General features: G+C 71.4%; 12 protein-coding genes. 3 read left to right on the forward strand and 9 right to left on the reverse strand.

All coding sequences use genetic code 11. The features are described from left to right. Nucleotides 1-14 precede the first annotated feature (14 nt). Nucleotides 15-815, forward strand: a complete 801-nt coding sequence (locus ABZ552_RS02640) for an RDD family protein (RefSeq protein WP_281876577.1) — start codon at nucleotides 15-17, stop codon at nucleotides 813-815. On the opposite strand, the gene add is transcribed toward ABZ552_RS02640, so the two are convergent. The 6 genes from add to ABZ552_RS02670 all read right to left on the reverse strand — a co-directional run bounded on the left by add (nucleotide 794) and on the right by ABZ552_RS02670 (nucleotide 6736). Next, the gene (gene add, locus ABZ552_RS02645; RefSeq protein WP_281876579.1) at nucleotides 794-1813 is read right to left on the reverse strand and encodes an adenosine deaminase; all 1020 of its coding nucleotides are present in this window, start codon (nucleotides 1811-1813) and stop codon (nucleotides 794-796) included. The two genes, ABZ552_RS02640 and add, sit on opposite strands and share 22 nt — an antisense overlap. Before the next feature lie 62 nt (nucleotides 1814-1875). Next, entirely contained in the window at nucleotides 1876-3171 is a 1296-nt protein-coding gene (locus ABZ552_RS02650) for a DUF58 domain-containing protein (protein WP_281876580.1), read from the reverse strand. 3 nt (nucleotides 3172-3174) lie between these two features. Next, on the reverse strand, nucleotides 3175-4152 hold the full coding sequence (locus ABZ552_RS02655; protein ID WP_357435302.1) for a MoxR family ATPase: 978 nt from the start codon (nucleotides 4150-4152) through the stop codon (nucleotides 3175-3177). 67 nt (nucleotides 4153-4219) lie between these two features. Continuing rightward, nucleotides 4220-5311: a DUF4129 domain-containing protein gene (locus ABZ552_RS02660; protein ID WP_281919301.1), complete on the reverse strand. Its 1092-nt coding sequence runs from the start codon at nucleotides 5309-5311 to the stop codon at nucleotides 4220-4222. Then, nucleotides 5308-6105 (reverse strand): hypothetical protein, encoded by a 798-nt coding sequence (locus ABZ552_RS02665; protein WP_357435304.1) that lies wholly within the window; start codon nucleotides 6103-6105, stop codon nucleotides 5308-5310. Before ABZ552_RS02665 ends, ABZ552_RS02660 begins: the two co-directional genes overlap by 4 nt. 91 nt (nucleotides 6106-6196) lie before the next feature. After that, nucleotides 6197-6736, reverse strand: a complete 540-nt coding sequence (locus tag ABZ552_RS02670; RefSeq protein ID WP_281919299.1) for a TetR/AcrR family transcriptional regulator — start codon at nucleotides 6734-6736, stop codon at nucleotides 6197-6199. An 82-nt stretch (nucleotides 6737-6818) separates the two neighbouring features. On the opposite strand from ABZ552_RS02670, the gene ABZ552_RS02675 reads away from it, so the two are divergent. Beyond that, the gene (locus ABZ552_RS02675) at nucleotides 6819-8345 is read left to right on the forward strand and encodes an MFS transporter (RefSeq protein ID WP_281876585.1); all 1527 of its coding nucleotides are present in this window, start codon (nucleotides 6819-6821) and stop codon (nucleotides 8343-8345) included. 327 nt (nucleotides 8346-8672) lie between these two features. Here the strand turns inward: ABZ552_RS02675 and ABZ552_RS02680 are convergent, their stop codons facing one another. The 3 genes from ABZ552_RS02680 to ABZ552_RS02690 form a co-directional block, all read right to left on the reverse strand. Then, nucleotides 8673-8822: a hypothetical protein gene (locus ABZ552_RS02680; protein WP_357435306.1), complete on the reverse strand. Its 150-nt coding sequence runs from the start codon at nucleotides 8820-8822 to the stop codon at nucleotides 8673-8675. 22 nt (nucleotides 8823-8844) lie between these two features. Beyond that, complete coding sequence (locus ABZ552_RS02685; protein ID WP_281876587.1) at nucleotides 8845-10395, reverse strand: adenylate/guanylate cyclase domain-containing protein; 1551 nt, start codon at nucleotides 10393-10395, stop codon at nucleotides 8845-8847. A gap of 508 nt (nucleotides 10396-10903) precedes the next feature. Continuing rightward, a complete protein-coding gene (locus ABZ552_RS02690) occupies nucleotides 10904-12601 on the reverse strand; it encodes a DUF4407 domain-containing protein (RefSeq protein ID WP_357435308.1) in 1698 nt (565 codons plus the stop codon). Between the two features lie 225 nt (nucleotides 12602-12826). Between ABZ552_RS02690 and ABZ552_RS02695 the strand changes: the two genes are divergently transcribed. Further along, nucleotides 12827-13402 carry a chorismate mutase gene (locus tag ABZ552_RS02695; protein WP_281876589.1) on the forward strand — a complete coding sequence of 192 codons (576 nt, stop codon included), beginning with the start codon at nucleotides 12827-12829 and terminating at the stop codon, nucleotides 13400-13402. Nucleotides 13403-13524: the final 122 nt, after the last annotated feature.

Genomic DNA, 13524 nt, shown 5'->3' on the forward strand with positions numbered 1-13524 from the left:
AGAATGCTATCGACATGGCTGAGTTCACCACCGGCGAAGCAGTGGCCCTGGAACTGCCGATCGCCCGGATCCCCACGAGGGCCACCGCGTTCCTGATCGACGTGCTGGCGCAGTGCACGCTCGGGTTCGTGCTGCTGTTCGCCGTCGTCACGCTGCTGCTGCCCGCGGGCGTGGACTCGGCGTGGCTCGACGTGGTGATGCTGGTCACCATCGTGACCGTGCTGGTCGGCTATCCGGTGACCTGTGAGACCGCCTGGCGCGGACGCACCCTGGGCAAGCTGATGCTCGGGCTGCGCGTGGTGCGCGCGGACGGCGGGCCGATCGACTTCCGGCACGCGCTCACCCGCGGCCTGGCGGGCGCGATCGTCGATTTCTGGATGCTCGGCGGGTTCGGGGCCATCGCGGTGCTCACCTCGATGTGCTCGCCGCATGCGCGGCGGATCGGTGACGTGCTCGCGGGCACCGTGGTCGTGCACGCGCAACGCTCCCTGCCGCCGCCCGCGCTCGCGCTCGCGCCGCCGTGGCTGACCGGTTGGAGCGCGCAGCTCGATCTGTCCGGACTGCCGGAGGATCTCGCGCTGTCCGTGCGGCAGTACCTGACGCGCTTGCGCACCCTGACTCCCGCCGCGCAACACCAGCTGGGCGCCGAGCTCGTGGCGGAGGTGTGCGGGCGGCTGCGCGTCGCGCCGCCGGCCGGTTACCCCCCGCCGCAGATTCTCGGTGCGGTGATCGCCGAACGACAGCGCCGGGTGCTGCCGCAGCCGGTGTTCCCGCCGATGCCGCTGCGCCCCGGTCAGCCGTTCGCCGCGACGTAGTCGTCCACCTCGCGGAGGAAGGCATCCTGCCGGGCCGGCGTCAGCCAAGAAGCGCGGAACGAGTTGCGGGCCAGCTCGGCCAGTCGATCGATGCCGAGCCCCGCCTGCTCGGCGAGGGCGAGGTAGTTGTCCGCCACGTATGCCCCGAAGTAGGCGGGATCGTCACTGTTGACGGTCACCGTCAGCCCGCGGTCGAGCAAGCCGACGATCTCCGCGGACTTCATCTCGGCGGTGACGAACGAGTTCGACACCGGACAGCAGGTGAGCGCGATGCCCTTCGACTTGGCCAGCTCGACCAGACGGTCGTCCGCCACGATGTTCGTCCCGTGGTCGAGGCGGTCCACGGCGATGTCCTCCAGCGCCTGGCGGATGTGCTCGACCGAATCCGGCTGGTCGATGTCGCAGTGCATGGTCAGCAGGAATCCTTCCGCGCGGGCGCGCTCGAAGACGGCGGCGAACTTGCTGGGCGGGTTGCCGCGCTCGTCGGAATCCAGGCCGACGCCGAGGATCCAGCTCTTGTACGGCAACGCTTCCAGCAACGTCGCCATGGCGTACTCCGCGGAATGATCGCGCAGGAAGCACAGGATCAGCTCGGCGGATATCCCCAGCTCCCGCCGCGCCCGCGCGATCGCCGAGCGGTATCCGCTGATCACCGTGGTGAACGGAACCCCGCGCCCGGTGTGCGCCTGCGGATCGAAGAACAGCTCGACATGACGCACGCCTTGGCCGTGCGCGCGGCGCAGATAGTCGTAGGCGAGGTCGTGGAAGTCCTCCGGACGCCGCAGCACGCGCATCGCGGGGTAATACACCTGCAGGAACGACGTCAGGTCGTGGAAGCGATAGGTCTGCTTGACCTCGTCCACGCTTTTCTCCGGCAGCTCGATGCCGTTGCGCCGCGCGAGGCGGAACTTCAGCTCCGGCTCCAGCGTCCCTTCCAGATGCAGGTGCAGCTCGGCTTTGGGCAGTCCACGGACAAAGGCGGCGAGATCTGAGGCCATGGGGTCATGATCCTCCTCGGCGGCCCCGCGAGGACGTCCTTCGACCAGACCACGGCCGGAACTCAGAGGGCCCCGGACTGTTTCAGCTCCAGGTACTCGTCCGCGAGCGCCTCGGGCAACCGTTCCGGGGACGCGGCGACGACCGCGATACCGGTGCGGCGCAGCGACTCCTGGACCAGCGCGCGCTCGGCGAGCACGGATTCGGCCGCCGCCGCGGCGTAGAGGTCGGGGAGGCGGTCGCGCCGGGTGGCGGCCGCGGCGATCTCGGGGTCGGTCACCGAGACGATCAGCACCCGGTGCCGCTGCGCCAGCACCGGCAGCACGGGCAGCAGATTCTCCTCGACCGCGGCGCCGTCGAGGCTGGTGAACCAGACGACCAGGCTGCGGCGGCGGGTGCGCTGTACGGCCGCCCGCACGAGTCCGGCGCTGTCGGTGTCGACGAGAGCGGGGGTGATGCCCGCCATCGCGTGCATCAGCTTCAGCTGCAATCCTTTTCCACCGACCCCGCGGACCTCGGCGCGCGGTCGGCGGTCGAAGGCGAGCAGATCGACGGTGTCCCCCGCGGCGGCGGCCAGACCGCCGAGCAGCAGGGCCGCCTCGATGCTCGCGTCCAGGCGCGTACCGTCACCCACCCGGCCCGCGCTGATCCGGCCGGTGTCCAGCAACATCAGCATGTGCCGGTTGCGCTCCGGACGCCAGGTGCGGACCAGGACATCGGTGGCGCGGGCGGTGGCGCGCCAATCGATGGCGCGCACGTCGTCTCCGGCGACGTACTCGCGGAACGAATCGAATTCGGTGCCCGGTCCGCGCAGATCGGCCACGTTGCTGCCCTCCAGGTGTTGCAGCCTCTTCACTTTGGAGCGCAACAGCCGTTCGGCGCGGAACGCGGGCAGCGCGCGGATTCGGGCGGGCACGTCGCGCCTGGTCTGGCGCCCAGCCAGTCCGAGCGGGCCGAGCAGCCGCACCGTGACCTGGCCCGCGACCCGATCGCCACGGTAGGTGGGCGTGAGCGTGGTGCGGAAACGGACCTTGGTGCCCGGGGCGAGGTCGAGCCGGTGCGTGCGGTGTTCGGGACGCGCACTGTCGGGCCAGTCGTCCCAGACCGTGCCGCGCAGCACCCGGGCTCCGGTGTTGACCGCGACGAGTTCCACCTCGGCCGAGCGCCCGAGTCGCACCGTGGTGAGCGCCTCGCGGGACAGCGTGAGATCGCGTGCCCGTCCCACCGCGCCCAGGTCGACGAGCAGCCCCGCCGCCAGGACACAGGTCACCACCACCACGCCGGCCACGGAAGGCAGGACCAGGGTGACGAACAGAGCCGCCACGCCTGCCGCGGCGGCCAGCCGACCGGTGACGACCATGCGCTACACCGGGACCGGAACCGACAGCAACAGCGACGACAGCACACCCTCGGTGGTCACGCCGTCCAGCTCGGCCTCCGGGCGCAGATGCAGGCGGTGCCGCAGCACCGCGACGGCGACGGCCTTCACGTCGTCCGGCGTGACGAACCCGCGCCCGTTGAGCCAGGCGTACGCGCGGGCGGCAGCCATCAGCGCCGTCGCGCCGCGGGTCGAGGCGCCGTGCTGCACGGCGGGCGAGGTGCGGGTGGCCCGGCACACGTCGACGGTGTAGGCGAGCACCTCGGGCGTGATCGTCGTCCGGGCGATCGCGGCGCGGGCGGCGGTGATGTGCGCCGCGCCCGCGACGGGACGCAGGCCCGCTGCGGCCAGGTCGCGCGGATCGAAGCCCGCGGCGTGGCGTTGCAGGATGCGGAACTCGTCGTCGCGGCCGGGCAGGTGGATGTCCACCTTGAACAGGAACCGGTCCAGCTGCGCCTCCGGCAGCGGGTAGGTGCCCTCCTGCTCGATCGGGTTCTGGGTGGCGACGACGACGAACGGATCGGGCAGCGGCTGCGGTTTCCCGTCCACCGAGACCTGCCGCTCCTCCATCGATTCCAGCAGCGCCGACTGAGTTTTCGGCGGCGTGCGGTTGATCTCGTCGGCGAGCAGCAGGTTGGTGAACACCGGACCCTGCCGGAAGGTGAACTCCGCGGAGTGCGGGTCGTAGATCTGCGAGCCGGTGACGTCACCGGGCATCAGGTCCGGCGTGAACTGCACCCGGGCGTGGTCGAGGTCGAGCGCCGTGGCCAGCGCCCGTACGAGCAGCGTCTTCGCGACGCCCGGCACGCCTTCGAGCAGCACGTGGCCGCGGCACAGCAGTGCGAGCACCAAGTACATGACCGCGTTGTCGTTGCCGACCACCGCCTTGCCGATCTCGGCGCGCAGGGCGTGGAACGCGGCGCCCGCCTGCTCGGCCGTCGGGGTGGTCTCGGTGCTGGTCATTCGATCTCCTGTGGTTCGCGGGTGTTCCCGCATGCCGTGGGCCGGGGGAGGATTGGGCAAAGGCGTCTCATCCGACCTCCGATTCGATCCATTCGAGTTGGGCGGCCACCACCTGCAGCGTCCACGGATCGGGCACGGGACCGAACAAGGCCGCGCCGATCTGGGCGGTGTCGGCTCCGATGCGCGCGGCGAGCACGGCGACGATGCGGTCCGGCGGGGTGTCGGCCGTGATGCCGAGCGGGGTGCGAATGCGGCGCAGCGTGGCCGCCCGCAGTTTCCCGGCGACGTGATCGTGATCTTTCGAGCGGCGGTACAGGGCGGCCTGCCCGGCGAGCAGTTCGTTCGCCGCCACCTCGACGGGCCGGGGCTCGCGCACCAGCGCGCCCCGCCTGCGGGCACGCCACCACACCACCAGTGCGGCGGCGATCAGGAACTGCACGCCGCCGTAGAAGACCGGCGCGGGCAGCCGGTCCCAGATCGGGTCGTCCCCCGCTCCGAAGCCGGGGGCGTCCGGCGGCGGGACGTCGGGCAGATCCGGAGGCGTTTGCGGCGGCGGCGCCGGAGGAGCGGTCGGCGCGCCGCAGGATTGCAGGGCGCCGTAGACCAGCAGCAGCAACGTGGCCGCGGCGGCGAGCGCCGCCCAGAAGCGGGGGTCGCGCAGCAGACTCGGCAGCGGTGGCAGCCTGCGCTTGCTGCGCGGCGCCTTCTCCACCGCCTCTATCTCCACCGGTTCCGGAGCCGGCGGCGGCGCGGAAGCGGAGAACCGGTCGGCGTATTCCAGCCTGCGGTATTCGTCCTCGGTGGCGCGGCGTCCGCCGTAGACCACCTCGTCGAAACTGAGTGCGGCGGGCTGGATCTCGGTGGCGGTCTCGAGCGGTAAGGCGGTGGTCACGTCGTCGGCGGTTTCCCGCGCGGTTCGTGAGCGCCGCACCTCGAGCACACCACCCTGTTCCAGACCACGCAGCACGGCACGGAAGCGTTCGCGCAGGGCGCGATCGAAATCCCGGTGCTGGGCGGCCGTTTCGGCGGCGGCGCGATGATCGGCGGCCGCGCCGAGCCGTGGTGTGCCGGGCGCCGTGTCGTCGGTCGCGCCTTTGGTCAGCGTGACCTCGCCCGATTGCTGCGCCGACGGGCTTTCCGGCGGAACGGGACCGCTCACCGCGCCTCCTGCCTGCGGATGCGGATGTCCAATCCCTCCCTGCGGCAACGGCGGTCGACGTAGCACACCACCCGCGAGGAACCCTCGACCACTTCGCCGAACGCCGTCAGCAGCAGCACCGCCGACGTGGTCAGCACGATCACCGGCCACCGGTGGGTGCCGGAGAAGTCGGAGACGAACAGCGGAATGGCCAGCAGCGGGACCGCCAGCAGCGCGAACAGGGCGCGCTGGACGATCCACAGCCCGGTGGTCGGCCACTCCGCGCCCTCCGCGAGCAGCTTGGCCCGCGCGATACCGTCCCGGTGCGAGGTGCGCTCGACGAACAGCACCGGCACCGCGACCCAGCGGCCGGCGCGCAGCCGGCCCAGCCAGATCGCCGCGAGCGGCAACGTCACGATCAGCACACTGCCCACCGTCAGCACGGCGACGCCCACCACGGTGAACAACAGCTGGAACACCAGCAACGGGCCGAGCGTCGCACCGAATCGGCGGAGCGCGGCCCGGCGGCCGATCGGCGCGCCGCCGACGGTCGCGAGCCCCAGGGCCACCGTGGTGCCGCGTAACACGAAGCGCAGCAACCACGCGCAAGCCGCGGTGGACAGGATCGCCGCCCAGGCGGTGCCCGGGTCGGAGCCGTCGGTCAGCTCGGAGACGCCCGCGGTCACCGAGACGACCACGGCCTCGGCGAGGACCAGGCCCGTCACGCTCAGCCCGGCCAAGGCGCGCACGTTCGCCTGGATCAGCGCGAACGGCACATCGAGCAGTTCGCGAAAACTCAGCGGTCGGATCGGCACCGTCGTTCCAGGAGACCCCGGTACCGGATCTGTTCCCGCCCCGACGGCGCCGGCCGGTTCGGCGGCTGGCAGCACGGGCCGAGTCTAGCCGTCAGCGCTGTAGTAAGCGGTCCACCACGTGCCGGTAGCGAACCGGATCGATGGGTGGGAGGCCGAGCAGCGCGCGCAGGTACACACCGTCACCGACCAACCGGATGAGGTCGGCCTGAACCGGATCGGCGACCTCCTCGTCCAAACCGTCCGACCAGGAGTTCATCATCTCGGCGAGCGCGCGCTGCACCTCGTCGGGTTCCGGGGTGGCGTCTATGGTGCGCATGGTCGCGAGCATGGACCGGTAGAGCTCGAGTTCGACCGCTTCCGCCGCGTTGTCCGGGTTCGGCGTCTGCAGATACCACTCGGCTACCGAACCGCCCTTGGCGACGGCCGTGTCCAGTTGCCTGCCCGCACGGTCGGCCAGCCTGCGGACCAAGCCCGCGAGCAGCGCGTCCTTGCTCTTGAAGTGATAGAGCAAGCCGCCCTTGGAGACGCCCGCGGTGGCCGCGACGTTTTCCAGGGTCACGTGCGACATGCCCTTCTCCAGCAGCAAGGTCTCGAGCGCGTCCAGGATGCGGTCGCGGGTGTCAGCCGTCACCCGGTCGACTATACCGTCCGGACGGTTATGTGAGTACTATACCGTCTGGACGGTAAAACTAACGACGGAAGTCGAGAAAGTCATGACCCCCCAGCCCATCGGACGAGCGGCCACCACCCACCGCGCCGGAGCGCGCGAGTGGGCGGGGTTGTCGGTGCTCGCGCTCGCTCTGCTACTGCTCGCCGTCGACGCGACGGTGCTGGATCTGGCCGTGCCCGCGATCAGCGCCGATCTCGCGCCCACCACGCCGCAATTGCTGTGGATCATCGACGTCTACTCGTTCGTGCTGGCCGGGTTGCTCGTCGTCATGGGCAACCTGGGCGACCGGATCGGGCGACGCAGGCTGCTGCTGCTCGGCGCGGCCGGATTCGGTGTCGCATCCGTGCTGGCGGCCTGGTCCGTGACGCCGGAAATGCTCATCGCGGCCCGCGTGCTGCAAGGTGTCGCCGGCGCGACGCTGATGCCCGCGACGCTCGCGCTGATCAGGTCGATGTTCCTCGATCCTCGGCAGCGCACCGTCGCGATCGCGGTATGGAGCGCGATGGCGGGCGGTGGCGCCGCGGCGGGACCGCTGCTGGGCGGCTGGCTGCTCGAGCACTACTGGTGGGGTTCGGTGTTCCTGGTGAACCTGCCGGTCATGCTGGTGCTGCTCGGGCTGGGTCCGGTGCTGATCCCGGAATCGCGTGATCCGAAGCCCGGTCGCTTCGACCTGCCCAGTGCGTTGCTGTCGATGCTCGCGCTGGTACCCGTCGTGTACGCGGTGAAGGAGTTCGCGGCACACGGTCCCGCTCTGCGACCGGTCCTGGTCGGCGCGCTCGGCGTGCTGGCGGGCGTGGGGTTCGTGCACAGGCAGGGACGGCTCGCGCAGCCGATGCTGGATCTGGCGCTGTTCGCGCTGCCCAAGTTCCGTACGGCGGTGGTGACCAACCTGCTCGCGGTGTTCGCGCTGGCCGGCGTGCTGTTCTTCGGCTCGCAGTACCTTCAGTTGGTGCTCGGCCGCTCGCCGATGCAGGCGGGCTTGCTGCTCCTGCCGGGTCTGCTGACCGGCATGGTCGCCTCGCTCGCCGCGGCCTGGTTGGTGCGGCGGTTGCGGCCGGGCACGGTGCTGGGCGGTGCGCTGAGCACGGCGGCGGTGGGCGCTGCGCTGTTCGGCAGTCTGGGCCCGGACGCGGCCACCAGCACGACGCCGTTCGTGCTCGGCTTCCTTTTCGTGGGGGCAGGCGTCGGCATCGCGCTGACCGTGTCGTCGGACCTGGTGGTCGGTTCGGCGCCGCCGGAGCGCGCGGGTGCGGCCGCCGCGGTGTCGGAGACCGCGTACGAGACCGGGATCGCGCTGGGCGTCGCGGTACTCGGCAGCGTGGTCATGGCGATCTTCCGCAACGGTCTCGACCTGAGCCACGTGCCGTCCGATCAGGTGGACGCCGCCTCGGAATCCCTTGGCGCGGCCACGGCGTTCGCCGGTGAGCTGCCGGAGGCCGCCGGAAGCGCGTTCCTCGCCTCCGTGCACGAATCGTTCGTCTCCGGCATCCACTTCGCGGCGATCGGCACCACCTCGATCCTGTTGATGGCCGCGCTGGTGGCGTTCCGGTTGCGCGGTGCCCGTGCGTGATCGCCGGTTCCGAAAGCCTCCGCACCAGGTAGTAGTTGCGACGGCGCGGGCAGGGACCGTCCGCCTGGCGGGGCGACCATGCCGTTCCGCGCCGGTGCCCCGATGGTCGGTGAGGGCACTCGCGGCTGCCGGTCGCCCCGTTCTCGCGGCCTAGCGGACCGGACCCGAGTCCCCTGCCGGGCGCGCCGCTCGTGCGCCCGGCACAGAATGGGCCGACCTCTCATTCATCCGGTGCCATGCGATCGGTGGCGGTGCTCGCGACTGCCGTGATTCTCGGTCGCCCGTTCTCGGCGCACCGGAACCACCTCGCACTCGGTGGCGGCATGGTCACGGGCAGTGGTCGTCGCCGTGGAGGCGAGACATGTGGGCGCGTTCGGGCTGGCTGCGGTCGCCGAGGCAGCCACCGCTCCAACCGGTCAGCCGCGGCGGCGGCAGCGCGAGCGCGGGCGGCGGTAGCGGGCGTTGCGCGTACTGCATCGCGACACCGCCGGGACAAGTTCTATGTGGGACGGGCCAGCCGGGTCGGTGTGAGGCGGCCGCGGAGGGTGACGGATTCGCCGAGCCGCCAATGTCGCACCTCGGTATCGGCAGCCGCTGCGACGGTGGCGCCGGACGCGAGCAACAGACCCTCCTGCTTGGCCAGCTCGCACAGGCGGGCGGCCTCGTTGACCGCGTCGCCGATGACGGTGAACTCGTAGCGTTGATGCGCCCCGACATTGCCCGCGACCACCCGGCCCGCGGCCACGCCGATGGCCGCGACGAAATCGGTCGCGGTGGCGTCGAGCCTGACCCGGATCGCGCGCGCCGTGGCCAGCGCCGCGCCCGCGGCGTCGCCCAGCGGAGCGGGTGTGCCGAAAACGGCGAGGGCGGCGTCGCCCTCGAACTTGTTGACCAGCCCGCCGTGGCGCTCCACCTCGTCCACGACGATCCCGAAGAACCGGTTGAGCAGGGCGACCATCTCCGGCGCCGGGATGGTCGCGGCCATCGTCGTCGAGCCGACGATGTCGATGAACAGGGCCGCGGCGTCGGTCTCCACGCCGCCGAGCGTCGGATCACCCGCCAGAGCCGCGGCGGCTACCTCGCGCCCGACATGTCTGCCGAACAGATCCCGGATCTGCTCCCGCTCGCGCAGTCCCTCGACCATGTGGTTGAAACCGCTCTGCAGCTCACCCAATTCGGTGCCGTCGTACACGGCCAGCGCCACATCGAGATCACCGTCCTCGACCTGACGCATCGCGCGGCGCACGCCGAGGATCGGGGCGACCGTGGCGGCCAGGGTCTGCGTCATCAGCAGCAGACCGAAGATCAACGTGGCCCCACCGAGGGACAGCACGCAGACCGCCAGCCGAGCCTTGGTGACGTCGTCCATGGCGAGCGCCGACACCGCGAGCACCATCATCCCGGCCACCGGAACGCCCGATCCGACCAACCAGACCACCAGCGAGCGCCCGAAGACGCCGATGCCGCGACGTCGACCGGAAGCCGCGGCTTCCAGCACCCGCGCGGTGACGGGTCGCAGCGCGAACTCGATGATCAGGTAGCTGTTCGCGCACACCACGATGGCGCTGAGCGCGATGCCGAAGGCCACCTTCGGAATCAGCCGCGGTTCGGCCAGGCCGTACAGCGTGGTCAGCACGACGAGTCCGCCGAACCACAGCAGCGCTTGATTGCGCACCAGCCTGCGCGGTGTCGCGATGGCCGCGGCCTGCTCCTCCTCGGTGGGCACGTGCAGCGGGTCGGTGGCCCACCGCAGCGCCCGCAGCCCGCGAGTCGTGCCCCACCACAGCCCCAGCAGCAGCGCACAGGTCGCGTACAGCGGTGCGGCGAGCACGTCGAGCAGCAAGAGATCCCGGGTGAAGACCGACGGCCCCGGCAAGACGAAGCCCACCAGCGCGATCGACACCACCATGCCCGTCAGGTTGCCCAGCAGGGTGGGCACAGTGAGCAACAGCTGGATGCGGATGCGTCGCAGCCCCGACGACTCCTCGGCGGACCCGAGCAATCGTGATCCCCACGGCGCCGCGGCGAGCGTCACCTCCCTGTGTTGCATGGGTGCAGCGTAAGCGGAGGCGAGTCGCACCGTGAGCCCGAACCACGGGCTCCGAGCCGAGCAAGTGAGTTCGGCGGCAGCGCTCCGACCCGGACGATGCTCCGCACGTCTCGCTGGTTCACGGGTCGAGTCGTGCTGGGCAGGCGGTGGCGACGCATCGGTGCGCGGTCGACGTGCGGTCGGGGCCGGATGTGATCCCGCGAGTACGTCGCCGACGCAGTCCGTGCGCCCGCGCCGGACGGTAGCTCGGCGGGTGATCGAGTGGTCGGAAAACAGCGGTGACTGGGCTGCCGACGGTGACCGCCGTCGGCAGCCCGCATGCGGGGCGCGCCGTCGGAACCAGAACTCGCTGCCGGTGGTGCTCCGTCGCGGCTCGGCCGGGTGACCGTGCCGGGCGCTCGGCGCTGCGCGACGATCCTCGGGACAGCCGCCCGCATCGGGGCAAGTGTGCGAAATTGCCGCTGCGGCCGCTCCCGGTGTAGCTGAATCGCTTGCCTCAGTGGGGCGGTCAGCGCCCCGGCGGGAGCTCGCGGCGGCTGGACTCGGGAAGTTCGGGGCGGTGGTGGCCCGGCAGCTCGTCCCGGCGGGCTCCGGTGGGAAGGCCGTAGCCGGCGGCGCCGGTGGGGGGAAGCGAGGAGTAACGGGGGGCGTGCGGCGCCGAGTAGTCGGCGTCCACGACGGTGGAGGCAATGTGCTGGGCGTGTGCGATGTCGGGCGTGCCCGGCTGCAGCTGGTAGCCGACGGCCTGCGGATGCGAGGTCTGGCCGTCGACGGTGACCTTGCGGGTGCGCCGCAGCGTGAAGGTGATCTCCTCGACCTCTTCGAACGCCTGTCGCGCGGTGCGCAACGGATGCGTCGCCGTGTCGATCGCGTTGGCGACGAACGACGGAACCAGCGGCCGGAGGAAACGCGCGGCGGTGTCGGTGAACGGGACCGTGCCGATCAATGGCAGCTCGAGGCCGCCGCCGCTCGGCGCCGTCGGTGCGGGTGCGACGGCCGGCACCGGCGGATGCACGGCAGCGGGAGCGGGTAGGTTCGTCGCCTCGTCGGGCACGGCGCTGTCCTTTCGGTCGTCCGCCGCGACGGCGGGAAGTTCGGGGCGGCGCGGCGGCTCGGTGATGCCGATCTCGATGCCGCCGATGGCCGCGATGATGCGGGTGCGCTGGCGCTCCCGGTCGATGGCCGTGTCCGCCTCGACGGCGAGGCGGGCGGCGGTGAGTTCCCGCTCGGCGCGTAGGGTTTCCGCCTCGGCGCGCACTTCGGCCTGCTTGACCGCGATCACCGCGTCGGCTTCCCGCTCGGCGCGGTCGTGCACCGTGCGGGCCGCGTTGTGCCGGTCGAACGATGTCTCGCCACGCCACCAGCGCAGGACCAGCGGCAGCAGGGCCAGCGCGACGAACGCCACGATGGTGAGCACGCGCAGCGGCAGCGCGTCGCGCACCGTGTAGTCGTTCATCGCCTGCCAGCGCGCGCCGAGCCCGCGGTCGGCGTCGTCGAAGGCGGCGGTCCGTGCGGTCGACAGGGCGGCCTGGCCCGCGTCGATCCGGCGGTCCGCGGCATCGACCCGGCCTTGCGCGGTGGCGAGCTGCTTGCGGGCGTCGTCGAGCATGTCGTTGGCCGTCTGCGCCTCCGGCCCGCGGCCTGGCACGCCGGTGATCCTGGTGCGCGGACACTCCGGAGCCGGGTTGAGCTCGCAGCGGGCGATCACCAAGGCGTGATCGATATCGTTCTGCGCCATGCCGATCGCCTGTTCGAGCGCGGCCCGGTCGGCTTTCGCCCGGTCGAGTTCCGCCTGCGCGGCGACGACCCGCGGCGCCGAATCGAGCGACCGCTGCGCCTTCTCGTCCAGCAGCCGGTCGACGGATCCGCTGAACAGCACGATCGCGGCGAGCTCGGCGAGCAATCCGCCCACCAGCACCGCGACCACGAGACGCGCGATCAGGCCGAGCCGATCGGGCCCGCCACCGGGCCGGGCCGTAGCCAGCGCCCGGGCGAGCGCGCCGGTCAGCGCGGCGATCACGACGCCCGCCGCCGACGCCGCCCACCATGGCCACGCGGAGCCCGCGGCCAGCGCGGCGACCACACCGGAGATCGTCCCGAACAACAGCACGACCGCCCCTGTGACGGCGTATCCCGCACGCTCATGACGATCGGTGATCGCGCTGTTGCCCCCGCCGAGCCAGGTGAACAAGCTGGTGACGGTCATCGGAAGGCACATCCTCTACGTCCCAGGCGCTGACACGGGCGCGACGAAACTGTCACGGATTCGTTGTGACAGCGTGACAGGCTCCCGGGGCGCGCAGCGAGCAGGGAAGGCCGGATGTGGCCAGGCTCACAGGTCGTTCGAACGTCGTCTGCGGCTGCGGGGGCGCGTGTGCCTACGCTGACGCGGTGATTCGTTTCCGTGCGAGGGATCCGAGGAGGTCGCGGCGTGCGCAGAATCGGGTTGACGCTGCTGGCCGTGGCGCTGCTGATGTGGCCGGCTAGCGCGGGCGCCGCACCGGACGACCGGTCGCTGGACCGGCTGGTCGCCCTGGTGCTCGAGCGGCTGGACACCGCGGACGCCGTCGCCGCGGCGAAGTGGGTGGCGGCGGGCGAACTCGGCACGGAGCCCGCCATCGACGATCCGGTGCGGGAAGCGAACGTCTACGACGCGATGGCCCGCCTGGGCAACGGCCGTGACCTGCCGGAGAACTGGGTGCGTCAGGTGTTCTTCGGGCAGATCGAGGCGAACAAGACGGTGCAGCGCGGACTGATGCTGCAGTGGCGCTTCGACCCGGCCGCGGCGCCCACCGCACCCGAGGGGCTCGCGTCCGTGCGCCCGGTCATCGACCGGGTGAACGTCGAGATCCTCGACCAGCTCGACCTGCGCCGAGCCGAGCTGACCGCGCCGGATTGCGCGGAACGGTTGGCACGCAGCGTCTTCGGCGTGTTCAGCGCCGGCCGCGGCGACGCCCTGCATCGAGCGGCGCTGGTGCGCGCCGCCGTATCCCTCTGCCCGGCCTAGGCAGTGCTCCCCGACCGCCCGGCGGACTGCGGCGGAACACTGTGTCCAACACCACTCCACGATATTTGCTGATTATGTGCTGAACGACACAGCGGGCAAAAGAGGCCGGACGGTCGGATCAC

It is taken from the genome of Nocardia sp. NPDC019219 (genome assembly GCF_040632645.1).
GTDB classification, from domain to species: domain Bacteria; phylum Actinomycetota; class Actinomycetes; order Mycobacteriales; family Mycobacteriaceae; genus Nocardia; species Nocardia sputorum.